Source organism: Vibrio sp. T3Y01 (genome assembly GCF_013114525.1).
Lineage (GTDB): Bacteria > Pseudomonadota > Gammaproteobacteria > Enterobacterales > Vibrionaceae > Vibrio > Vibrio chagasii_B.
In genome coordinates this window covers 22,249-44,824 of sequence record NZ_VTXJ01000010.1, presented here as the reverse complement: position 1 = coordinate 44,824, position 22,576 = coordinate 22,249, and the positions used below count along the sequence as shown (strand labels likewise).

The window sequence follows — 22,576 nt, the reverse complement described above, 5'->3', positions numbered from 1 at the left end:
AGTGTTTTTGGTGTATCTTTACCATCGTGATACAACCCTAATTAAAGAGTATCACTATGTCGCTTTATGCCTGCCCTCAACAAAGAACGTTATGAATAAAAGACAGTTTATTGCCCATTACTTGCGCATGAATCGCACCTCGTACTTACTTGCGGTTGTGTTCATTTTTCTCGTTAACTGGTTACAAGTAGAAATCCCTCGTTATATTCAATTGGCAATAGATCTGATTGATGACGCCTCTTCAAGTGGACATCAACAGTTGCAGTCCTATGTGTGGATCGTTGTTGGTATGTCGGTTGCTATGGTCGTTGTTAGGATTCTGTCTCGCATTTACGCGCTTAACCCCGGGCGAATTACAGAAGCTTCACTTAAGACCACTCTTCTACAAAAACTGAATCGCTTGCCAAACAGCTTTCACGAGCGCTTTGCTTCTGGCCGTTTAATCTCAATCATTAACAATGACCTAAGTGGTATTCGTTTGATGTTTGGTGTTGGCTTTCTGCAATTCTTTAATGCGTTGCTCGCTCTATCGCTAACGCCGCTATACATGTGGCGTATATCGCCAGAACTAACCCTGTATTCGATCATTCCGATTTCAATCGCTTTCGTGATTTTCCGAGTGGGCTTTAAGCGCATGAAAACGCTCCATCTAGAGCATATGAAGCGACTGCAAAACTTGTCTGCACAACTGATGAGTTATCTGTCTGGGATTGATCTGATTAAAAGCCAGCAGATGTCACCTTGGGTAAAAGCGGAGACTGAGAAGCTGAATCAGTTGTTGCTTGAATGTCGCCTTAAAATCACGCGTATCCAAGTCTTCTTTATGCCGGTTCTCGATTACGCCAATGACCTAATGAAAATCATTATTTTAGGTTTAGGTGGTTTTATGTTGATGAGACAGGAACTGACCCTAGGTGAAATCACAGCATTCTTAACTTATTCAGTCTTGCTTGCCATGCCGCTGATGCAATTAGGACGAATCGCGACTATTTATCAGCGCGGTATGGTCGGTATTCAAAGCGCACAAACTATTCTTAATGCCCAAATCCCAGAGCTTGATGAGCAGAAGCTTTCTGAGCTCGATGTGAAATCGCTCAAAGGAAAAACGTTCTCCGTGCGTAACCTAAGCTTTAGCTACCTGGGGGAAGAGCGTCTGATTCTCGATGACATCAGTTTTGATATTCCAGCAGGGAAGAAAGTCGGAGTGTTAGGCGGAATCGGTGCGGGCAAAACGACGTTGGTGAACTGTTTGAACCATCACTTAGACACTCCACAAGGTTCAGTACTGCTTGGTGAGAGAGATATCACTAGCTTCTCGCGTAGCGATTTACGTCGTTACGTTAAAACCGTCACCCAAGACCCGTATTTGTTTTCTGCAACTGTTGAAGCGAATATTCGTTTTGGTAGCGCCGATACCGAGCTAGCAAAAAGCCAGGTTGATGAAGTGTTAGAGCTTAGCCAATTAGCCGGTGATGTGACACGCTTTGAGCAAGGTGACCAAACCTTAGTCGGTGAGAAGGGCATTATGTTGTCAGGGGGACAAAAACAGCGCCTGAGCATTGCTCGTGCTCTATTGCAACCAACCGATCTCATCATTATGGATAACGTTCTGTCTGCCGTTGACTACGAGACAGAGAGAAAAATCTTAGAAGGCCTATTCAAACGATTGGAAAATCAGTCGGTTCTTGTCGTCTCGCATCGTGTTAATGCACTTGAATATATGGATGAAGTTATCGTGTTGAATGAAGGAAAAGTGATTGCTAAGGGCGACCATAAAACCCTACTGAAAACTTGCGCTTACTACTACGAGACATGGCTACTACAGCAAAATGAAACGGAGGCAGCAGCATGTTAAAAGGTGTTGACCTCAAGTACCTCAAGCATTTCTTTAAGTTTGCTAAGAAATACAAAGGATCGGCGATTTTGGGCATTGCGATGCTTCCGCTTTCTGTCATCACAAGCTTGTTGTTCCCTTGGTTGATTATTCAAGTGATCGACGTTCAGTTGAGTCATGGTGATATGGACGGGCTATTAGAATACGTTTTCTACCTCGTTGCTGTACTAATCGTCAGTTATGTCGTGGATACCACTTACGCATATAACCTACGTAAAACAGGTCAATACACGATTACTGACATGCGCTCAGTTCTGTTTGCTCGTGTTTTGAAATTGCCACGCAGCTACTTTGACAATACACCAATCGGTGTCACGCTCTCGCGTCTAACCAGTGATTTAGAAACCATCGGTGAGACGTTTGTTCAGTCGGTTGTCGGTTTGGTAAAAGACAGTATTAACACCATTGCGCTGCTGGTCATGATGTTCTTAATTGATTGGAAGCTGACGCTGATCGTATTGATCATCATGCCTCCGGTCATGTATCTGACTGTACATGTTAGAAATCGACTTCGTGCTCTGTATAAGGTGACTCGTTCGTCACTGGCTCAAGGTATTGGCTTCTTGCAAGAAGTGCTGTTTGGTATGAAAACCGTACAGATGTACCGAGCAGAAGAGCAAGTCGAACAACGTTACCAAGGCTATACCGACGAGTTTTTGAGAGCGCAGAAAAAGATCAATAAATACGACGCTATTCTGTTCTCATTCATTTCTGGTATCACATCCATCACCATCGCGGTAATGATTTGGTACGGTTCTGAGCAAGTGATAGAAGGGGCGCTCACCTTGGGTGTGCTGATTGCGTTCATCAACACCTTAGAAAAAGTGTTCGTGCCGATCCGAGATTTTACTTCGCAAATTGCATCAATTCAGAGCTCATTTGCCGCGTTCGACCATATCGAAGAGTTGTTTGTTGAACCGACCGAAGAAGAGGGGCGTAACTTACTGCCATCAGAGCAGGTTGCTAAACCGTTAGAGCAGTTTGAAAGCCTTGAGTTTAAGAACGTAAGCTTCCGCTACAAAGGCGATGCTCCGCACGTTCTAAAGAACGTCTCATTTGTATTGGAGAAAGGGCATCAAATCGCACTGGTGGGCTCTACAGGCTCAGGTAAGTCAACGATTCTGCGTTTGATCTCGAAAACCTACCAAGACTATGAAGGCAGTATACTGCTGAATGGCATTGAGCTGTCGCAGATCTCTAGTGAAGACTCGGCACATTTGTTCTCGATGATGATGCAAGATGTGCATTTATTCGAAGAGACGATTGCTTTCAATATAGCACTAGGTAAAGAACATCTATCAAGTTCCGAGATTGAGCAGGCGGCGCGTTATGTTTATGCCGATAAATTTATTGAACAGCTGCCTCAAGGCTATGGCTTCCAACTAGATAAGAACGGGGCAAATCTATCGGTTGGACAAACTCAGCTTATCTCGTTTGCAAGAGCCGTTGCTCAAGGGGGACAACTGATGATGCTGGATGAGGCAACCAGTTCGGTAGATTCGATTACCGAGGATCTCATTCAAAAAGCGATGCAGCGTCTGTTCAAAGAGAAAACCGTGATTGCGATTGCCCACCGTTTGAGTACTGTTCGTCACTCAGACACCATTTTGGTGTTGGAAAAGGGTGAAATTGTTGAGCAAGGTAATCATCAACAGCTGGTGGCGCACAATGGTATTTATGCTGGCTTGTTACAAGAATCGATTGTAGAAACGGGTGATTCTCAAGCTACGGTAGCCTAATTGCCTAAAATCAGGCTGTTGCTTTCAATAAGACGAATTGGTCTTGTCTATGCTTCACCAATTTGTTTTCTAATATTCCCAGTAGGTTAGGGAAATTAAACATATTTTTCGATTATTAATATGTTATGATCTCCCTACTACTAAAGGGGTGTCTTTGGGCATCGGGATGTATGCGAGCAAATTTACGTGCTTGTGTCAGTCACTTTCTGGCGAATATGGAATCGAAAATGTTGTTGGAAGAAGTTGTAGAAATCATTGAATTAACCGACTCAGACCATTTATCTCATGCAATGGACCTGTTTAACGAGCATGGCTTTGTTTCCGCAGAGCATTTACCTTTCATGTCGGTGGTTTTTGAAACCGCACCTGAGCATCTAGCGAAGAAACTGTCGCAAATTGGCTTCAAAGGTTTAGTACAAGTAGAGAAAAGTGAAGACGCAACTGGCTTCGTGATCGTTGACGCTGAACGAGCTCAGCTTAGCAAAAGCGCGTAATCAGAAACGCTCAATAATATCCGTTATGACAATTTGAGGTTAACACAGTGACAACAGCTACCGTTTCAGCAACAGAGCAACAGATCTCCAATGAACATGCACTTTTGGGTGCATCGTTACTAGCGGCCCAAAAAGTAGAGTTGGCGCTGTTTAATGTGATCTCTAAATTAGCGAAAACCTTGTCAAAAGATGCTCAGAAAGAGCTCGGTTTAGACCTAGATACTTTTTTGAGAGAGAAGGCGAGCCACCAAGAAGCAACGCTCAGCTTGTATGAGAAGACGTTCGGTGAACAACTACCGCTGAAAAAAAACGAACTTAGCGATTTTATTTATCATAGAAACGTAGTGACTCGCAGTTTCTGGCGAGTGACTGGTGCTGATGTTAAGGGCGGCGAGAAGCTAGCTAACCCTGAACTCTACCTAAAAGAGTTTCTTGCTAAATGTGAATACTGGCAAGTGATGCTGGATAACCAATCCAATTAATCACGCCGAAAAAGAAAGCCATAGCAGAAGTGCTATGGCTTTTTTGTTGGTCGAGCTTTAAGTCCAAAGTCTCACAGTATTATTTAAATCATCATTTTTAATACGTAGTTCTTAGAGACGAAGTGGTGTTTAAGTGCTGCGCTAATATGTAAAACAATCAAACAAGCTAGGGCAATACAACTGGCACGATGTAAATAAAAGAAGAAGCTGTTGATTACTGGGTTGCTAATTAGGTTTTCGACTGTGGTTAGCCAGAATAATGAGTATGGCTGTTCCAGCATCAAATAACCTGTACTGAACACCATAAACATGGCGAGGTACATTAAAGAGTGAGCTAGCTTAGCCACACACTTTTGCCCCTCTGGTATTGATGTCGGCATGCTTGGAGAAGAGCGAAAGTGGCTCCAGATATAACGAACCATGAGCAATGGTGTCGCAACGGTCGCCAATGACATGTTAAGCACAGATAAGAATGAAAACAGCTCTGGATGACTGGTCACATAGTGCATCACATAACCTGCGATTGTGGCATAAATGATTACAGAAGCCATTACCCAGTGCAGTACACGGCTTACTAAATCGTATCTTGGATTATTCAAATTAACCTCGCTCTGATCGTTATTAATATAAGTTTCATCTCGATGCAATAAATCAAATGACTCTATATTCGCATCGCGAATTAATTATATAGAACAGTATTACTTGGTATTTTTATAATTTAGAAATTAATGATGTTGCTTCAGGTGTTTTATAATTATCAATGATGTTTTAGAGTGTTAATTCCAATATAGATAAGGCAAACTTGCCGACTTCCTAGCTTGTATGCCTATAACGAGATACAGTTAGGTTAAAGCTAAATATATAAGGATTGTATAATGCTTCGAATCTTATTGATTGCAGTTATCTCAGTGTTCAGCACGATGAGTTTTGCAAGCGAAGAAAATAAATACTCGGATCAAGAGTATTTGGATAGACCCTTGATGGAACGTTATATCTTGGATGAGTTGAAGCAGCTGAGAATCGAACAGCAGGATCTTGAAAGACGTCTCACTATTCAGATGACCGATCGCGAGCTCGCAGTAGCAGATAAGTCGCTCAACTACGCCAATGTTACCGTAACGTATTTCTTCTATATCATTGCTGGTGTTGCTTCGTTAATTGCACTGGTTGGTTGGCAGTCGCTCAAAGAGTTAAAACACACCACTAAAGAGATGGCAGATCGACGACTCAACGACATTGCCCAAGACTATGAGAAGAAGTTTAATGTTCTAGAGAGGGATCTTAAACGCAAAACCAGAATCATTTCAGAGAACAACCGAGAAATCGAAATCATCAATGAGATCCACAATCTATGGTTAAGGGCGCAAAATGCGCAAACCGCGGAACAGAAAATTGAAATTTATGATGAGATTTTGAAGGTTCGTCCCGGGGATTTGGAAGCATTAACCTACAAAGCGGACGCAGCAATGGATATTCAAGAGTACCATTGGGCGATGAGCTTATGTAATCGCGTGTTAGAGGTGGATGACCAGAACGCTCATGCTCTGTATCAGCGGGCGTGTGCTTACGCAAGGTTAGGGGCGGAAGGACAAGCTATTGACGACCTAGAACGCTCTGTCGAAGCCAGTGGCTCAATGCGAGAGTTGTTGGCTGAAGAACCGGACTTCGAAATGCTTCGAGGCTTAGAGCGTTTTGAGGCGCTTCGTGAAGAATAAAGCTTTGATGCTATGGTGGGTTTCTTAAGCCCACCATATTTTTATGCTTCCAAAAGAACGGTTTCTTACATTTCGTTTGTTTTTTTGATTTGATTGTTATGTTATAACACTTTTTAAGTTCCTTGTTATAACTGCTAATTTTTATGAAGTACCTCCGCATTATCCTGATTGTTGTTGCGATCAGTGCATTTTCACTTGCCGCTTTGCTCTCTTTCCATCCGGAACCGGGAAAAGAAATTTCAATAAAAGTAACGCCTTATCAAGAACTACACACGGACGGTGAGGAACAGGCGCACCCACAAGCTAATTCGAGCTCATTGATCAAAATTCACTACTTTGTAAAAGTAGGGGACACACTGAGTAACATATTCGAATCGTGGAATCTGCCTTATGAAACGGTTCATAAAGTAATGGAAGCGGATCTTGAATCCTTGAAACTCGATACAATAAAACCCGGTGACCACTTAGAGTTGCTTTTAGATAGTGACTCCAAACAGCTTGTTGAGTTGGTGTTCCACGAAAGTCTGGTTGAGCAAGCTGCCTTTACTCGAAATGATGATGGGAGCTTCACCTATAAATTCCACGAGATACCAGGCGAATGGAAAGAAAAACTCTATGCGGGCAGTGTTCATGGTAGCTTTTCAACATCGGCATACAAAGCGGGGCTTACAACGGCTCAGATAGCCAATATTACTCGTACGCTGAAAGATAAAGTTAACTTCGCTCGTGAGCTTAGAGCCGGTGACAGCTTCAATGTATTGGTCAAAGAGCAGTACACAGACAATCACTTAACGGGAAAAACAGAAGTTCAAGGCATCTCCATTCAATTAAGAAACCGAGAAGTAGCAGCGTTTTTAGCGCCAGATGGCCTTTTTTATGACAGAGAGGGTAACAGTCTAGAGCAAGCCTTCGATAGATACCCTGTCGACAGAAAGTTCCGAAGAATTACCTCATCGTTCAACCCGAAACGAAGACACCCTGTGACAGGCCGAATCTCGCCGCACAATGGTACTGACTTTGCGACGCCAGTGGGCGCTCCGGTATATTCAACGGGTGACGGCCGGGTTGTAGCGCTTCGTGACCACCCTTATGCCGGGAAATACTTGGTGATTGAACACAACAGCGTATACACGACGCGTTATCTTCACTTGAGCCGCTTTTTAGTTAAGAAAGGGCAGCAAATTAAACGAGGTCAGAAAATTGCGCTATCGGGTGCAACGGGGCGTATCACTGGTCCTCACTTGCATTTTGAGGTGTTGGTTCGTGGTCGAGCCGTGGATGCGATGAAGGCGAATTTACCGATGGCAAGTTCGATTATGCCTAAAGATAGAAAAGAGTTTTTGGCTCGAATCGCTTCTTTTGATGCCATGATCTCTGAGCCAGCAGGCCGTGCGAGTTAGAGATATTCAAACCTAACCTAGCAACGCATACAAAAACGCCCTTTAGCTAGTGATTTAGCTAAGGGGCGTTTTTATAGGTAATCACGACTTAGCGAGTAATTAAGCCACTACTACCGCTGTGCCGCTGGCTGATACCATTAGCATGCCGTTACCTGTTCCAAGTACTTCGTAATCAATATCGACACCGACCACTGCATTTGCACCAGCTTCAATGGCTTTCTGTTCCAGCTCTTTGAATGCATAGTTACGGGCTTTTTCGAGTTCCTTTTCGTAGGTGCCAGAGCGCCCACCAACAAAATCACGAATGCCAGAAAACATATCCTTGAATACGTTCACCCCTAAGATAGCTTCTCCGGCAATAACTCCTTTGTAGTCGACAATGCGTTTACCTTCGACAGATTGTGTGGTGGTAATGATCATAATGGCCTCTTGTAAGTAACGGTTCTATTGGACGTTGTCGTTATTCTATTCTTGTGTTGTATCGCTAAGTGTCATGTCTGAATTGGCAAATTCATGCCTTAACCATGTTCTCAGTTGTAGCACACTTTCTTGTTTTAACTTGTTTTTTGGGCAAACAAAATAGAAATCTTGATGTGGGTTAGCAACGGGGGCACCAAGCTCAACCAGCATGCCGTGGCTAATGTCATCTTTTACAAACAAGCGATGGGTGACTAATACACCTAGTGAACGAATCGCGGCTTGTACCGCTTGAATCGACACATCAAACGTTAGGTTGCTGTGAAAATTTGGCATCGGGATTTGGTAATGATCACACCACACTTGCCAGTCGTGTTTTCGCCTCGGGTTAAAGACACCAATCGTGGAGTTTTGCTCAACAAGCTTTTTGACGCTTAAATTCTCATTACTTTTGAGGAGCGCAGGGCTACACACCAACACCAGATCATCATCGCCCAGTTTTTCGCTGTAATACCGCTCCCACTCATTGGGCTTGCCATGTACAAGAGCAATATCAACCCCTTCTTGTTCAATATCGAAAGGGCCTGTTAGTGTCGAAATTCGAATATCAAGTGATGGAGCAAAAGATTGAAAGTCAGAGACTCGAGGGATCCACCAGTGCATGGCGAGCGAATTTACCATGTTGAGTGTGATGCGATGGTCATTAGGCGTCTTTGCTAGCTCTTCAGTGGCTTCTATCACTTGCTCCAGTGCGGGAGCAACTTTGCGATAGTAGCGTTTACCTGCGGCATTTAGAACAACACGACGACCTACTCGCTGAAATAGAGGCTTATTGACCTGCTGTTCTAAGGACTTGATGGCTTGGCTTACCGCAGAGTGGCTGACATACAACACACGAGCGGCATCGGTCATGCTGCCTGTCTCTGCAACAGCAATGAAAGCGTAAACGGATTTTAGCGGAACGAGCTTTTTCATTGGTAAGTTTTCCTTACAGTTATGGTTAATATTACTCGCTATTTTTAATGACGTCACGCTTCTAAAATAGACAGCATAGGAGGTGATAATTATGTCTGATATTACCAAGGCGACGACTTTCATGTTGTTGTCGACATTCAGTTTGTCTTTAAGCGGTTTAGTGGCGAAGTATCTATCGGAAGCGATGCCTATTTCGTTACTGAGCTTTGTTCGTTTTTTGTTACCTAGCCTGCTCTTATTCTTGTTTCTTATCTTTTCTAAAATTAGTAGGCCGACGGGGCGTATGTGGAAGCCATTGGTGATGCGGGCGATATTTATGGTGGCATGTCAGTGGTGTTTTCTTACGTCGTTACAAACCTTAACGTTGGTAGAAGGTGTGGTGCTATTCAGTACTGGCCCTTTGTTTATACCGTTGTTAGAAAAGTTAATGTTTGGAACCAAAATTCATACAACAACCATATTTTGTTTAGCGATAACCTTTGTTGGTGTTGTGATGATGGCAGGGGATTGGTCGCAGTTTAAATTTGGCTCTGAGTTCTTGAGGCCTGAATTGCTGCTTGGTTTGCTGGCTGGAGTATTCAACTCAGCGTCACAGGTGAGTTTGTATCGTGCCTCTAAAACTAGTCTCACGCCGGCAGAACTTAACGCTTGGACGTTTTTAGTTGCAGCAATATTGGTTATCCCGATGTTGGTATTCACCTCAGTACAAGGCGTTTCTGGAGTGCAGGCTGACTCAGGCATTCTTAATACTTTAAAGGCGGTTGACCAAATCGGCTGGATTGGAATCGGGGCATTTGGATTAGCGCTATGTACTGTTAATACACAGATCTTCCGCTCAAAGGCTTATAAGCTTGCAGAGAGTGGCTCTCAACTGGCGCCACTAATTTTCACTAACATGTTGTTTAGCGCATTGTGGCAAGGTGTGTTCTTTGATGATGTATTTTCTACTCAGCAGTTGGTTGGTATTAACCTGATTGTTGCTGCGAGCATCACTAATACCTTGTTAGCTAAAAAGCGTAGTAAAGACGGGCAAGCAGCCAAGCCAACGAGCAACTCCAAAGAGAGCTCGGTGTTGGGTTTACAGCCAATAGTTAAGCGCTAAACCTTGTCAGTAACGGTTTAAAAAAGTGAGCGAATATACTCTTTTACTTTTTCGATGTGTTTCGTTTCATCGATATCGCATCGTTGGCTTAACTCAAGGAATCGCTCTGCGTATTTGTCATAGATTTTATTTTCTAAAAACAGTAAATAGAGTTTGGGATCAATATGACCGCTCGTCGCCATGTTGGTCATGATATTGAGCGATTCACTGAGCAGCTTTCCTTTTTTATACGGACGGTCGCTGGAAGTCAGGGCTTCAAACACGTCAGCAATCGCCATGGCTCGGGACGGCAAAGGTAATTGATCTTCACTCAACCCACGAGGGTAGCCCTTACCATCAATGCGTTCATGATGCCCACTGGCAATTTCGGGAATATTTTGCAGGTAAGGTGGGTATGGGAGCTTGTTTAACATGGTGAAGGTCTGAATGATATGGTCATTGATCATGAAGCGTTCTTCTTCGTTGAGAGTGCCACGATTGACTTTCAAATTGTGCAGCTCGCCTTGGTTGTATTTGACCTCTCCAGGCTTAAGGACGAACTCTTCTTGCCACAATTCTGCTGGGTTAAAGCCATTATCCCATGGGATCTTGTGCTCTGGCTTGTCCGCAAGGAGTGGTTCCATCACTGGTAATGTCTGTTCACTGTGATCTGGTTTAGCGCCGGCAGATTGCGACGATTTCTGCCACGAGTTGTACCTCTCTTTTTCAGCCCAAGATATTCCAAGTTGATCATCTAACGTTCGTTTCCATTGACGCTTGGCTATTTGGTCCAATCGTTCTAACTGTTCTTGTGTCATTGATTCTCCGCCAAGGTTGCACTGAGCAACAAAGGCAAACTCTTCATCGAGGTCGGAAAGGGTTTGTCCTAGGGTCTGTAGCTGCTCTTCTTGAAGTCCACCATTCGCCATCGCTTTCCAGTAGTCAGTTTCGGCTTGTTGTTTGAGTAGTTCAAATCGCATACGAACTTCGTGGATTCGGTCGTAAATGGTCTCAAGTTTGGTTGCTTTGTCTACCACATACTCTGGGGTGGTGACTTTCCCACAGTCATGTAGCCACGCGGCTAACATCAACTCTTCCCACTGTTTGTTGTCCAGAGAGAACTGAGGGTAATAACGGTCGTCATCGATAGTCGCTTGAGTTAACCATTTGGTCAGCTCGGGTACTCGTTGGCAGTGACCTCCAGTGTATGGGGATTTGGTATCAATCGCAGAGGCGATCAGTTCAATAAAGGCGTTGAGCATGTCTTTCTGTTGCTGCATTTGGTCGATGTTGTCTTTGGCTATTTCCGCGAAGCTCAATAACTCTCTTAAAAAGGCGTGTTTATCTGCTTGAGCTTTAGTAATCGGCCTTTCATAGCCAATCGCCACAATACCAACCAACAGCTTTTCGCGGTTCAATAATGGGAACAGGTACAGGTCTGAGTTGAAGATAGAGTCTTGATAGTAGTTGAGTACATTGTCTTCTCGATTTAAGTGGATGGTCTCTCCTGACTTGAGTTTGCACAGTAACCAAGGTGTATGTTTGATGAAGTCATTGATGTCTGCTTTAAAGGGAATGATCGCTAGGTTGGCGGCGGTATCAAATACATCTTTCTCTTCTGATTGAGTAAACAGCACAATGGTTTCGGCTTTGGTTATCAAATAGCTTTGGTGAGCGATGTTCTTGGCAAGTATCGAGAACTCCTGATTCCCTGCTGTGTCTCGCAGCAAGTTGATGAGGTCATGAAGCGTGTGTTCCATTAATTCAATGGAGTGGGCGAGGTTTGCGACCTCTTTAATCATGCTCTTCGGATAATGGGTACGACGGAAATCGAACCGAGCGATGTTATCGGTAAGCTGCATCAAGGTATTGAGTGGTTGGGATAGACGATTAGCAACCAACCACACGATACCAAAGCAGATAAACAACATCCCAATCGCGACGGCGACCTGTTTGTCACGCATTGAAATGAGGTCAGAAAGCAGTTCATTGTGTGGTGTAGCTTCAGCCAAATAGAGGGTCATGTTTTGGGTGAGCTCAACCGGAGTTAAGGTCAGTGCCCATGTGTTCAGGTTGTACTCGACGTTTTTGAGATTGAGGTTAAACTTTTCCTCATCTGAGATTAGCGGCCCCAATACTGAAGATTTTAACGCTTCCATTTGCTCTCGTTTGGGGATGTTGAAAAAGCTCTGCTCCTGCTCACTACCAGAGAGTTTTCCTGCGCCATTTACATTATTAGTACCGTCATGGTTAGCTTGGAAGGTGAGGTTAGAGGTCGTTAAATCCAGTTGATGCTGACCCAGAAGGTTAAAGTGTTGGTCAAATAGAGCCAGTCTGGTCTGCGGAGAGTAGGCCAGCTCACTGATCTGAGAAGAGAGAGAACTCAGCGTGAAGTCGGCGCCTACCACGTGCTTGCCATCAGCTGAACGCCTAGACAGTGTAATGCCATTGGTTTTAAGGAAATAAAAAAGATAGGGCTCGGATAGGTGGATTGAACCATCGGGCTTTGCATTGCGATACCAAGTACGAGTCGTTGGGTTAAATTTACTCTCGCTTTGCACCGTGCTGATGACCTGATGCGCACCATCGAGGTAGGTAATAAAGTTCTCACCATCCAAATTAGTGCTACTGACCATCATGGTCGCTTTGGCAGGGGCATTATTTTCGGCCCTTTGTTTATTGGTGCTCAAGGGGCGGAATATTCTAAAGTCGCCATCCTCCGAGCCATAGAAGAGCGCGACTAAATTAGCATTCTGTTTGAAGATGATATCGACTGATGCTAGCCAAGACTCCTTCTCGGTAGAGGAGCTTTGTTGATTAACAAACGGACTGACCGCCATCACATTCAATGTGGTAATGACCGGGGCTATCGCTTGTTTGAACACCGACTCTAGCTTGTCACGGTGCTCATTACTAACCTCACGAACGGTTCCCAGTAGCAACTCTTGAGAATGCCGATAGCTTATTGATATCAAAACTGCACCGACAAACGTTGTCAAAATTAGGAAAAGGCTAGTGATGTGGATACTCAGCGGATAACGTCTTCGTCTCATCTAACACTCCAGCGTGTGAACTGGTTTAAGTATTGACGAACTTGGGTAGGTTGCAAAAAAATTGGCTCAATTACCAGGCTTGCACGTAGCCATGATTATGAAGCCGACCGATAGAAAATTGGGTGAAGGTAGAGGTGACATATGCCCTATAGCAACTGGGCAATTAGTTACAAGAAAGCGTTAGGTTAAGGTGCTAATTGTCACTTTGTGCTGATAAACTGGTTCTATTGATAACATAAGGTACTCAATTCCAAGCAGAGGCTTTAGGTTTATTTTCTGGAAAGTTTAGATATCAAGAGAGGGCATTGATTTATGGAATTAAAGGTAGACACTCACACCCATACATACGCCAGTGGCCATGCCTACAGTACATTGATTGAAAACGCTAAATCGGCAAAACAAAACGGCCTTGCTATGTTCTGTACCACTGACCATTCAGAGTCAATGCCGGGCGCGCCACACTACTGGTTCTTTAGCAATCAGCGTGTACTTCCTCGTTTTATCGAAGGCGTTGCGATTATTCGCGGTGTTGAATCAAACATTATGAACACTCAGGGGGAAATCGATATACACCCTAGTGTTGATAAGAACTTAGATTGGGTGATTGCGAGCTTTCATGAGCCTGTATTTCGCCCGTTAGACTCCGAAGCTCATACTGAGGCTCTTTTAAATGTCATCAAAGGTGGACGAGTCGATGCACTCGGTCATTTGGGGAATCCTAATTTTGATTTCGACTTTGAAGCGGTCATCCAATGTGCGGTAGAACACAATGTCGCCATCGAGATTAATAACACGACACTTAAAGGCAATAGCCGCGTGGGCAGTGTTGATCGTTGCTACGAAATAGCAAGAATTGCGAGAGAAAAAGGGGCATTTATTACCACAGGGAGTGATGCACATTTCTGCCAAGATGTAGGCGGTTTAAATCTTGTTGCTTCATTACTTGATGAGGTGGGCGTAGATTCGAGTAAGGTGATCACCCATTCACCGCAGCAATTCTTGTCATTTTTGGCACTACGTGGTCGCAACGAGATCCCAGAATACTCTGCACTTGTTTAAGAGAATGTCGGCAGGTTTGCATTTCGACACAATCAATTTTTGTGCCTGACGGATTTTTGTATACACTAGCCGGAAAATAATAAAGTCGAAGCGCTGCAATAATGACGGCGCTATCTTCAAAGTCACAGTTTCACTTGGAGAAACAATGAAAACTCGCTCAATCCTTTTATCTGGCCTAATCGCTGCAGCAGTAATGTCTGGCAACGCATTTGCTAACGTTGACCTTAAGAAAAACATGCAAGAAATGAAGCTTGCATTCAAACAAGCGGCAGAAGCTCAAAGCATTGAAGAGATGCAAAAACCTATCGTTCGTTTAGATACGCTAGTGGCAGAACTAAAAACGGGTGTGTACCCAGTAGAGAAAGAAGAAAACTTCATGGAAGGCTTCAAGAAGATCAGTCTATCGATCGATAGCATTGAACAGAAGCTAGACCAAGGTGATTTCGAGGCAGCAAAACAAGAGCTGCGCACGATTGATGGCCTTCGTGAAGAGTACCACGACAAGCGTAACCCAAGTATCTGGAGCAAGATCTTCGGTTAATGGGTTAATCAGGAGCGTTTGCATGTTAGACGTTTAACAAAGCCCAAACCTCAAGATTCGATTTCTAAAACGCCGCCTATATTTACCTTTATTGGAAAATGTAGGCGGCGTTTTTTATTGGTGGCTTTCTGACCGGGATCTGTGCGCGTAGATGAATAATATGGGTTATGTTCTATTCGCGTAACCAGTTTTTAACTAAAAAGAGTGTGCGTTGGCTTCAACTTTTTAACCTGATGTTAATCTTTACGTTTACCTATATAACAAGTGCCTCATAATAAGGGAAATTTATAAAGATTTGGAATAATGCGCCGAACCTCGTTCAACCTCTCTATGTTACTTGCCACAGCGTTAAGCTGGGCTTTAGTGACATTAATGCCTGTTATCAATGCTCATGGTAATAGTGCGGGAGTGTGGGCGTCGTTGTGTACGGTCAATGGCTTTGAACTGGTTCAAATCGAAGAGGGTGAACCGAATACTCATAAAGGTAAGCCGTGCCCGTTTAGCCATTTTTCCACATTTCACCAAGATGAACTTCCAACTACACTACTCACAACTCGACTGAGTTTTATTGTCTCAGACAGCTACGCTTTTTTGGCTCTAAGCGAACGCTATTCGAGGCAAGCCCCCCGCGGCCCTCCCTTTGTTACTGCTTAAACCTAACTCATTAAAATAATTAAAAAATATAGTATTAAGTAAAGTTAAACATGCCTTAGCGACTTTCTGATTTTCAGAAGGTTCGTTTGCGCATGTCAAAGGAAATAATAATGTTGAGAAATGAATCTCAAACTACTGCGAAGGCACAAGCGACTTCGCAGTCTACAAGCAGTGCAACAAGCGGTTCGAGAACCAATATTAAAACCAAAGAGCGCAATAAAACTCTCTACTTCCTCACCTGGCGCTGGCACTTTTACGCTGGTCTATTCGTTATCCCATTCATGCTGATGCTAAGTATTACTGGCTTAGTGATGTTGTTTGACGATGAGATCGAACTGGCTTTTCATCAAGAGGCGATTGAAATTGCAGCATCCGGTGAACCAATCAAGGTTTCGCAGCAGTTAGCTGCAGTGCAAAATCACTATCCACAAGGTTCAGTGACACAGTTCGTACCGAGCAAATTGCCTGATATGGCCAACCGATTTTCAGTATCACTGGAAGATGGCACATCTGTTTTCGCCACCGTGAATCAATACACAGGTAAAGTCGTCGGTGAAGTACCACGCAGCGACAGCCTGTACCAGTTGGCAAACGACATCCACGGCACGTTATTAATTGGTGATTGGGGGGACTATCTGATTGAAGTCGCAATCAGCTTGTCGATTCTGTTGCTCGTCAGTGGAATTTACCTATGGTTGCCACGAGACAACGCGAGCCGCGCAGGCTTTCTTAAGCTGAGAGTGTCATCTGGCCCACGCGTACTGATGCGTGATCTGCATGCGAACATCGGTGGCACGCTATCTCTTATTCTGCTGCTCTTTATCCTGTCTGGTTTGGCGTGGACAGGTTTCTGGGGCGGTAAGCTCGTCCAAGCATGGAGCACTTTCCCTGCTCAAATGTGGGATGATATTCCGCTGTCTGATAAGACACACGCATCGCTTAACCATGGCTCAGAAGAAGAACTGCCATGGAATCTGGAACAGACACCACTGCCGTTGTCTCAAGATAAGCCAGCAGAACACGTTCATCATGTGGAAGAGGCGTCCGAACCTCATGATCATTCTAAGATGGGTGATGACCACTCTATGCATGTCATGTCTGTGAGTAGCTTTGCCATTGATGATGTCATTGAGAAAGCACGAGCTCTTGGCTTCACGCAGTACAAGGTGAATTTCCCACGTTCTGAGACGGGTGTTTACACCGTGACAGCAAACACGATGGGCGGCGATATCATCGATCCCACTCAAGATCGTACCACGCACCTCGACCAGTATTCAGGTCGTATCCTTGGTGAAGTGACCTGGCAAGATTATAACTTTATCGCCAAGACATTAGCGGTCGGTATCTCTCTGCACCAAGGTGATATAAGTATTATCAACAAGCTTTTAAATGCCTTGTTCTGCTTGGCGTTCATCGTGGTGTCAGTCACGGGCGGTGTGATGTGGTGGATGCGTAGACCATCAGGTCAACGTAAGCTTGGCGCGCCACCTAAGTTTGGTGATGCTGGCTTATGGAAAGCTGGTTTGGTGAGTGTTGTGCTGATTTCAGTACTATTCCCTCTCGCAGGAGCAACGATTGTGACGGCCATGATATTGGATTGGCTACTGTTCTCACGTGTTGAGAAGTTCAAAATGGCGTTGAGCTAATTGAACCAAAAACGGACATTTTCGGCTTGAGAAGGTCCGTTTTTTATTCTGGCGGGAAGCTGATTTTTCAAGAAAGTTTAGATTTGATAAAGCCTATTTTTGATAAAGCTCTATATTTGATAAAGCTCTAGCGGCAGGCCGTCTGGGTCTGCGAAAAACGTGAATGACTTCCCTGTAAACTCATCAACTCGAATCGGTTCAACGTCGATTCCTTGTCCTTCTAAATAGCTTTTTACTTGTTGAACGTCCTCAACACAAAAGGCTAAGTGTCTCAATCCTTGAGCTTCTGGAAAGCTCGGTCTTTCAGGTGCATCAGGGAAACTAAACAACTCTATTTGAGCACCATTAGGGAGTGCTAGGTCAAGTTTGTAAGACTGGCGCGCTGCTCGGTAATTCTCTGCAATAATTTCTAGCTTTAAAATCTCAGTGTAAAAGCGTTTTGAGGCTTTGTAGTCTGAGCAAATAATGGCGGCGTGGTGGATTCCTTTTAGCATCAGTTTATTTCTCCTGCCAACTTTTCACCCAAGTGTTCCATCGCGTAGTCAATGAACACGCGTAGGCGAGCGGGCATATACTTGGTTTGTGCAAACTGCATAGCGATGGCACCGTGGTAGTTACTCTTGATGGTCCAGTCATTCAGTACTTGAACAACGCTGCCTTCTGTTAACGCATCTTGAATCACAAAGTCATGGAAGATGCCAATCCCCAAACCTTCTTTCACACCTTTTAGTCGCATTTGAGAGTGGTTCACGGCGTATCGACCACTGACGGAAACGGTGTGAAACTCATCATCTTTGAGAAAGTCCCAAATGTGGTCTTTGTCCGTTTCTGCAAGGTACAGGCAATCGTGCTGACTAAGATCGGTCGGGTGAGAAGGGATGCCTTTGTGACTCAAATAATCAGGGCTCGCACACAGTACTAAGTTAGTCTTGCCTAACTCTTTTAGCACTAAGCTCTCATCGGGCTTATCGGTAAGGCGAAACGCAATATCGATGCCTTGGCGTAGTATGTCGATATCACCATCAGCAGCGCGTAACTTAAGTTGGATCTCTGGATACTGATTGAGAAATGGCACCACAAAAGGCTGAAGTACAGAGTTCAAAAACGCTTCTGGCGCGGCTACAGTAAGTGAGCCAGAGGGCTCGGTATGATCAGACGTCGATAACTCAACCGCTTGCTGTGCTGCGTTAATCATGACAACGCTCTGATCGTAAACCAGTTGACCTGCCTGAGTGATAATAAGCGTACGAGTAGTTCGCTCAAAAAGCTTTACTGACAGTGCCTTCTCTAAACGCGTAATGAGCTTACTGAGTGCAGAGGGCGTTACCCCTAATTGCTTGGCTGCCGCAGTAAAACTGCCTTCGTTTACCACTAGGATAAACGAGGCTAGATCTGGAAGTAGGGCGATGAGTTTGGGATTGACCATAAGTATCCATGAGAGTCAGCGATGAGCGTAATAGTAATTGTGAGTGATCTAACTTAATTTGTGAATCAGTTTCATTAATTGGCTAAAGTAAAATGAGTCGTGATGATGTTTAACCATCGATTGTTTAATTACCGATTTGCCTCTTCTTCAGCTCAATGCATTTGAGCAAACCATCCAACGCCGGCAATATTTAGACTCATGCTACTAAGTGGATTATCCATCTAACTTACTGTCAATAGCTATCTGACATAGCCATACCAAATATTACAAACTCGCGACATTAAAGCCGATATGATTCAAGAACTTTATGTTCATAAGATGGTCACAAGACTACACAAAAATAATCGGTATCAATAATGGCAAAAATTTGGCTAGTCTCTGCTGTGAGCGTTACATTGCTCGGCGGCGGTGCGTATTTTTATCTGCAATCTTCCACTCAACCAGAGGCGTTTCCAACGCTGGCGGTGGAAAAGGGAACCATTGAAAAACAAGCGGTAGCGGTCGGCAATATTGTTCCTGCGCACTCAGTGTCCATTAAGTCGCAAATCGATGGCATTGTGGGTGAGATGTACGTGCAGGTCGGTGAAAAGGTTAAGCAAGGCCAACCATTGATTAAGGTTCGTCCGAACCCGACGCCTCAAGCGCTTACTGATGCTTCAACAGACTTAATGCGCAGTGAAGCGGACCTCGAATCAGCCAAACAAAAGCTCGCCAACCTAGAAAGCTTGGTGAAGCAAGACATCATTCCAAAGAATTACGATGAATACGTTAGTGCGCGTTCAAGCGTGAAATCGGCTCAAGCGAACGTACTGCAAAAACGCCAAAACCTCGAATTAATTCGCAGCGGTGAAGCTTCCATTGGTGATGCCCGTTTAACCTCAACCATTTATGCACCAATTGATGGCACAGTATTAAACCGCAAAGTCGAAGTGGGTGAGCCAATCATCTCGACTGAATCTAGCCAAGCCGCGACAGAAATGATGTCTCTGGCGGACATGAACAGCCTGATCTTCAAAGGCAGCGTCAGTGAGCACGATGCCGCGCAGCTCTCTCCGGGCATGCCTGTATTACTTACCGTTGCGCCTTATCCTGATATGGAAATTTCCGGTGTGTTAACCAAAGTTGCAATCCAATCAGAGAACCTTAACTCGCCAGAAGGTAACGCGACGGCAAAAAGCTTTGATAACGGGTTTGAAGTGGAAGTTGGTGAACTGAAGATCCCGAAAGAGACCTTACTGCGTTCAGGCTTCTCATCCACTGCACAAATCACACTGAAGAAATCTGAGAATGTCTTAACCTTGCCAGAACGAGCACTGCAATTTGATGGCGATACACCAAACGTATTGATTCCAGATAGCTCAGAGCAAGGTTTCCACAAACAAAAAGTGCAGCTTGGTTTGTCGGATGGCATCAACGTAGAAGTATTAGACGGCGTTAAGCTAGACGAAGAAATCATCGATAACAGCATGATGATGGGAGCCGCGCATGGCTAAACGAAACCTATCTAAAATCGGATGCGCGATCCTGGCCGCCACACTCAGCTTACCCAGCTATGCTATCTCGATTGAACAAGCGTGGCAGCAGGCGAAACAAAGTGACCCAAACTACGAGAAAGCCAAAATTGGTGTTCAACTTGGCGAAGTGGGTGTGGATGCAAGCCGCAGTTCACTCTTACCCGATTTAAGTGCGACGGCTTCGGCGAATTGGAATGAATCCACTGACAATACCAACAGTTATGGTGCATCGCTTTCTCAAACTATTTGGGACAGCAGCTTGTGGTCAGATTTGGATCAAGCTAATGCCAACTACATCAAAGCTCAGCTCGAACTGGCTCAATCACATAATGAATTAGCACAAAGGTTGCTTTCATCGTATTTGGATGTCGCAAGTGCACAAGGTGATTTGCAGTTGGCGCAGTCCAAGTTGGAAGAAGGCAATAAACTGCTGAAGATCATCGAGAAGCGTTACCTCGCGGGTAAAGTGAAATCCGTTGACGTTGAAGAGATCCGTGCGACCCAAGTTGCTGATAAAGCCGGTATTTTGAATGCGCGCTCAGATTTAGAAGTCAAACGAGCAGAGCTGTCGGCCTTGATTAACCAAGTTCCACAAGACGTTGACCAAATTCGCACTGATTCCCTTGTTCAACCGCCAATGATGGTGGAATCGCAAGAACAATGGCTAAAGCTTGCTAAAGACAGCAGCCCAGAATTGCTGGTGGCAACACAGAACGTCAAAGCCAGCGAGTTTGCCAAAGATTCAGCCCAAGGCGGTTACTACCCAACGGTGAAAGGTAATGTTGGATATAACGATGATGACCGACGTAAAGACGGTGAGTTCAGCGCTGGCATCACACTAAGCGTACCGATTGACTTGAATGGCGCAACGCGTGCCAGAGTGGACGAAGCGTCACTCAATACTTTCAGCGCAAAACAAGACTTACGTAAAGTTGAAATCGACATCCAAAAGCGCGTGATCCAGCAATTTACTCAAGTAGACATCAACTGGAATCAAGTCTTAATGGCGAACGAGCTGGTGACTTCTCGTGAGAAAGTGTTGCGCAGCAAAGAGAAACTTTACGATGCGGGCTTGTTAGAAGTCTCGGAAGTGATTAGTGCGCACAACAGTTTGTTTGAAGCCAAAAACAGCCTGCAAAACAACCTGTATAACTACTGGCGTCAGCGTATCGGCTTGTTGCAAACCGCAGGTAAGTTAGATGACGACACCATGGTACTGATCTCCCGAGCATTTAATTCATGATCCGTCTATTGCAGCAAACTTTATTACAGCAAACCTTATTGCAGCAAACTTGGCAAACACTGATGGCGCATCGCATGAAGAGCATGCTGGCCATCGTGGCTATTGCTTGGGGTGTGATTTCGGTTGTGGTTTTGATTGCATTGGGTGAAGGTTTTTATCGCCATCAAACTCAGCAGTTGTCATTTATGGTCAACAATGTGCAAGTCGCCTTTCCGTCGAGCACCAGCAAACCTTGGCATGGCTTACCCCTGAGACGCCAGATCCAGATCCCACAGGATAAGGTCGATATGATCGAACAATCGGGTTTTGTGAAACAAGCATCTAGCGTTTATGCCAAGTGGGATGCGAACGTCACCAATGAAAAAGGGCAGAACCTGACAAGCTTCGTCAGTGGCATTGATTCCCATTACTTCTCGTTGATTCAACGTAAGTTGGAGTCGGGTTCGCGGAACCTTTCACCCAATGATATTGCCAACCATACCCGCGTTGCGATTTTGGGGGATCAAGTCGCAAGAATGGGGGGAATTCACGTTGGGCAAACCACCAAAGTCAATGGTATTCCATTTTTGGTAATCGGCATTATGAAAGATGAAGATGCGGGCATTTCATTTGGTGATAGCCGTAAAGTCTTCATCCCTCAAACTACCTACCTTGATTTGTGGGATGCCAAACCTTGGATGGTGCTACTCAAGCCTGCCGACGGTATGGATAGCAATGCATTCCGACAAGCCATCGTTAACTTTTACGCTAAACAATTGCACTTTGACCCGACCGATAAAGAAGCGATTAACTTGCCAGACTTTAGCGAGGGAGCGGCGGTAATCACGGGTATTTTCCGCGGCATTCAAATATTCCTGGGAGCAAGCGGCGCAATGACCATGGCCGTTGGTGCGCTTGGCGTTGCAAATATTATGTTCCTCTCTGTGACAGAGCGAACTCGAGAAATCGGCGTACGCTTGGCGATTGGTGCAACGCAAAAATCCATACTCAACCAGTTCATCCTTGAAGGACTTATTTTGGTGGCGGTCGGTACAGCTCTCGGCTTAATGGTTGCTTATTTAGTGGTCGCGTTGCTTGGTTCCATTACCTTACCGGAGTGGTTAGGTTTTCCTGTGATTACGGGAGATTCGATTACTTTGTCATTGTTGGTGACTCTCGTTCTAGCGCTGTTGGCGTCTTACTTTCCGGCAAGGCGAGCATCTCGTCTCCCCCCCGTAATAGCATTAAGTGCGAGGGCGTAAAT

At 44.7% G+C, this 22,576-nt stretch carries 20 protein-coding genes; 14 read left to right on the top strand and 6 right to left on the bottom strand.

Annotated elements, in window-relative coordinates; translation table 11 throughout:
* Positions 1-91 precede the first annotated feature (91 nt).
* The 4 genes from F0232_RS12745 (at position 92) to F0232_RS12730 (ending at position 4,609) form a co-directional block, all read left to right on the top strand.
* The gene (locus F0232_RS12745; protein ID WP_105058013.1) at positions 92-1,855 is read left to right on the top strand and encodes an ABC transporter ATP-binding protein; all 1,764 of its coding nucleotides are present in this window, start codon (positions 92-94) and stop codon (positions 1,853-1,855) included.
* Positions 1,849-3,633 (top strand): ABC transporter ATP-binding protein, encoded by a 1,785-nt coding sequence (locus tag F0232_RS12740; protein ID WP_105058014.1) that lies wholly within the window; start codon positions 1,849-1,851, stop codon positions 3,631-3,633. The genes F0232_RS12745 and F0232_RS12740 overlap by 7 nt, the downstream gene beginning before the upstream one ends.
* A 227-nt stretch (positions 3,634-3,860) precedes the next feature.
* Entirely contained in the window at positions 3,861-4,127 is a 267-nt protein-coding gene (locus tag F0232_RS12735; RefSeq protein WP_061031198.1) for a hypothetical protein, read from the top strand.
* A 47-nt stretch (positions 4,128-4,174) separates the two neighbouring features.
* The gene (locus F0232_RS12730; RefSeq protein WP_061031197.1) at positions 4,175-4,609 is read left to right on the top strand and encodes a hypothetical protein; all 435 of its coding nucleotides are present in this window, start codon (positions 4,175-4,177) and stop codon (positions 4,607-4,609) included.
* Positions 4,610-4,692: 83 nt separating this feature from the next.
* On the opposite strand, the gene F0232_RS12725 is transcribed toward F0232_RS12730, so the two are convergent.
* Positions 4,693-5,208, bottom strand: a complete 516-nt coding sequence (locus F0232_RS12725; RefSeq protein ID WP_105058833.1) for a cytochrome b — start codon at positions 5,206-5,208, stop codon at positions 4,693-4,695.
* A 276-nt stretch (positions 5,209-5,484) separates the two neighbouring features.
* On the opposite strand from F0232_RS12725, the gene F0232_RS12720 reads away from it, so the two are divergent.
* Complete coding sequence (locus F0232_RS12720) at positions 5,485-6,324, top strand: tetratricopeptide repeat protein (protein ID WP_008217164.1); 840 nt, start codon at positions 5,485-5,487, stop codon at positions 6,322-6,324.
* 143 nt (positions 6,325-6,467) lie between these two features.
* Positions 6,468-7,724 carry a peptidoglycan DD-metalloendopeptidase family protein gene (locus F0232_RS12715; RefSeq protein ID WP_105058016.1) on the top strand — a complete coding sequence of 419 codons (1,257 nt, stop codon included), beginning with the start codon at positions 6,468-6,470 and terminating at the stop codon, positions 7,722-7,724.
* A gap of 99 nt (positions 7,725-7,823) precedes the next feature.
* On the opposite strand, the gene F0232_RS12710 is transcribed toward F0232_RS12715, so the two are convergent.
* Both F0232_RS12710 and F0232_RS12705 read right to left on the bottom strand, forming a co-directional pair.
* Positions 7,824-8,144 carry a heavy metal-binding domain-containing protein gene (locus F0232_RS12710; protein ID WP_004730185.1) on the bottom strand — a complete coding sequence of 107 codons (321 nt, stop codon included), beginning with the start codon at positions 8,142-8,144 and terminating at the stop codon, positions 7,824-7,826.
* 45 nt (positions 8,145-8,189) lie between these two features.
* Positions 8,190-9,116 (bottom strand): LysR substrate-binding domain-containing protein, encoded by a 927-nt coding sequence (locus F0232_RS12705; protein WP_061031194.1) that lies wholly within the window; start codon positions 9,114-9,116, stop codon positions 8,190-8,192.
* 91 nt (positions 9,117-9,207) lie between these two features.
* Between F0232_RS12705 and F0232_RS12700 the strand changes: the two genes are divergently transcribed.
* On the top strand, positions 9,208-10,218 hold the full coding sequence (locus F0232_RS12700) for a DMT family transporter (protein WP_105058017.1): 1,011 nt from the start codon (positions 9,208-9,210) through the stop codon (positions 10,216-10,218).
* A 17-nt stretch (positions 10,219-10,235) separates the two neighbouring features.
* Here the strand turns inward: F0232_RS12700 and F0232_RS12695 are convergent, their stop codons facing one another.
* Entirely contained in the window at positions 10,236-13,250 is a 3,015-nt protein-coding gene (locus F0232_RS12695) for an HD domain-containing phosphohydrolase (protein WP_105058018.1), read from the bottom strand.
* A 312-nt stretch (positions 13,251-13,562) separates the two neighbouring features.
* On the opposite strand from F0232_RS12695, the gene F0232_RS12690 reads away from it, so the two are divergent.
* The 4 genes from F0232_RS12690 to F0232_RS12675 all read left to right on the top strand — a co-directional run bounded on the left by F0232_RS12690 (position 13,563) and on the right by F0232_RS12675 (position 17,150).
* Complete coding sequence (locus F0232_RS12690) at positions 13,563-14,309, top strand: phosphatase (protein WP_105058019.1); 747 nt, start codon at positions 13,563-13,565, stop codon at positions 14,307-14,309.
* A gap of 145 nt (positions 14,310-14,454) precedes the next feature.
* On the top strand, positions 14,455-14,850 hold the full coding sequence (locus F0232_RS12685) for a cytochrome b562 (protein ID WP_105058020.1): 396 nt from the start codon (positions 14,455-14,457) through the stop codon (positions 14,848-14,850).
* Between the two features lie 303 nt (positions 14,851-15,153).
* The gene (locus F0232_RS12680; protein WP_004742438.1) at positions 15,154-15,504 is read left to right on the top strand and encodes a hypothetical protein; all 351 of its coding nucleotides are present in this window, start codon (positions 15,154-15,156) and stop codon (positions 15,502-15,504) included.
* Between the two features lie 110 nt (positions 15,505-15,614).
* A complete protein-coding gene (locus F0232_RS12675; protein ID WP_105058021.1) occupies positions 15,615-17,150 on the top strand; it encodes a PepSY domain-containing protein in 1,536 nt (511 codons plus the stop codon).
* Between the two features lie 110 nt (positions 17,151-17,260).
* Here the strand turns inward: F0232_RS12675 and F0232_RS12670 are convergent, their stop codons facing one another.
* Complete coding sequence (locus F0232_RS12670) at positions 17,261-17,644, bottom strand: VOC family protein (RefSeq protein WP_105058022.1); 384 nt, start codon at positions 17,642-17,644, stop codon at positions 17,261-17,263.
* Complete coding sequence (locus tag F0232_RS12665) at positions 17,644-18,576, bottom strand: LysR family transcriptional regulator (RefSeq protein ID WP_061031187.1); 933 nt, start codon at positions 18,574-18,576, stop codon at positions 17,644-17,646. The genes F0232_RS12670 and F0232_RS12665 overlap by 1 nt, the downstream gene beginning before the upstream one ends.
* 356 nt (positions 18,577-18,932) lie before the next feature.
* Here F0232_RS12665 and F0232_RS12660 point away from each other — a divergent pair, with 356 nt between their 5' ends.
* From F0232_RS12660 to F0232_RS12650, 3 genes are read left to right on the top strand one after another with little or no spacing between them, the layout of a single operon-like run.
* The gene (locus F0232_RS12660; protein ID WP_105058023.1) at positions 18,933-20,069 is read left to right on the top strand and encodes an efflux RND transporter periplasmic adaptor subunit; all 1,137 of its coding nucleotides are present in this window, start codon (positions 18,933-18,935) and stop codon (positions 20,067-20,069) included.
* Complete coding sequence (locus F0232_RS12655) at positions 20,062-21,333, top strand: TolC family protein (RefSeq protein ID WP_105058024.1); 1,272 nt, start codon at positions 20,062-20,064, stop codon at positions 21,331-21,333. The genes F0232_RS12660 and F0232_RS12655 overlap by 8 nt, the downstream gene beginning before the upstream one ends.
* Positions 21,330-22,574 carry an ABC transporter permease gene (locus F0232_RS12650; protein WP_105058025.1) on the top strand — a complete coding sequence of 415 codons (1,245 nt, stop codon included), beginning with the start codon at positions 21,330-21,332 and terminating at the stop codon, positions 22,572-22,574. The genes F0232_RS12655 and F0232_RS12650 overlap by 4 nt, the downstream gene beginning before the upstream one ends.
* Positions 22,575-22,576: the final 2 nt, after the last annotated feature.

Bases quoted from the DNA above. Each gene is read 5' to 3' on its own strand.
- F0232_RS12680 (WP_004742438.1), top strand. From the start codon at position 15,154: ATGCGCCGAACCTCGTTCAACCTCTCTATGTTACTTGCCACAGCGTTA.
- F0232_RS12655 (WP_105058024.1), top strand. From the start codon at position 20,062: ATGGCTAAACGAAACCTATCTAAAATCGGATGCGCGATCCTGGCCGCC.
- F0232_RS12720 (WP_008217164.1), top strand. From the start codon at position 5,485: ATGCTTCGAATCTTATTGATTGCAGTTATCTCAGTGTTCAGCACGATG.
- F0232_RS12690 (WP_105058019.1), top strand. From the start codon at position 13,563: ATGGAATTAAAGGTAGACACTCACACCCATACATACGCCAGTGGCCAT.
- F0232_RS12685 (WP_105058020.1), top strand. From the start codon at position 14,455: ATGAAAACTCGCTCAATCCTTTTATCTGGCCTAATCGCTGCAGCAGTA.
- F0232_RS12740 (WP_105058014.1), top strand. From the start codon at position 1,849: ATGTTAAAAGGTGTTGACCTCAAGTACCTCAAGCATTTCTTTAAGTTT.
- F0232_RS12715 (WP_105058016.1), top strand. From the start codon at position 6,468: ATGAAGTACCTCCGCATTATCCTGATTGTTGTTGCGATCAGTGCATTT.
- F0232_RS12710 (WP_004730185.1), bottom strand. From the start codon at position 8,144: ATGATCATTACCACCACACAATCTGTCGAAGGTAAACGCATTGTCGAC.
- F0232_RS12675 (WP_105058021.1), top strand. From the start codon at position 15,615: ATGTTGAGAAATGAATCTCAAACTACTGCGAAGGCACAAGCGACTTCG.
- F0232_RS12735 (WP_061031198.1), top strand. From the start codon at position 3,861: ATGTTGTTGGAAGAAGTTGTAGAAATCATTGAATTAACCGACTCAGAC.
- F0232_RS12650 (WP_105058025.1), top strand. From the start codon at position 21,330: ATGATCCGTCTATTGCAGCAAACTTTATTACAGCAAACCTTATTGCAG.
- F0232_RS12695 (WP_105058018.1), bottom strand. From the start codon at position 13,250: ATGAGACGAAGACGTTATCCGCTGAGTATCCACATCACTAGCCTTTTC.
- F0232_RS12700 (WP_105058017.1), top strand. From the start codon at position 9,208: ATGTCTGATATTACCAAGGCGACGACTTTCATGTTGTTGTCGACATTC.
- F0232_RS12665 (WP_061031187.1), bottom strand. From the start codon at position 18,576: ATGGTCAATCCCAAACTCATCGCCCTACTTCCAGATCTAGCCTCGTTT.
- F0232_RS12670 (WP_105058022.1), bottom strand. From the start codon at position 17,644: ATGCTAAAAGGAATCCACCACGCCGCCATTATTTGCTCAGACTACAAA.
- F0232_RS12705 (WP_061031194.1), bottom strand. From the start codon at position 9,116: ATGAAAAAGCTCGTTCCGCTAAAATCCGTTTACGCTTTCATTGCTGTT.
- F0232_RS12745 (WP_105058013.1), top strand. From the start codon at position 92: ATGAATAAAAGACAGTTTATTGCCCATTACTTGCGCATGAATCGCACC.
- F0232_RS12660 (WP_105058023.1), top strand. From the start codon at position 18,933: ATGGCAAAAATTTGGCTAGTCTCTGCTGTGAGCGTTACATTGCTCGGC.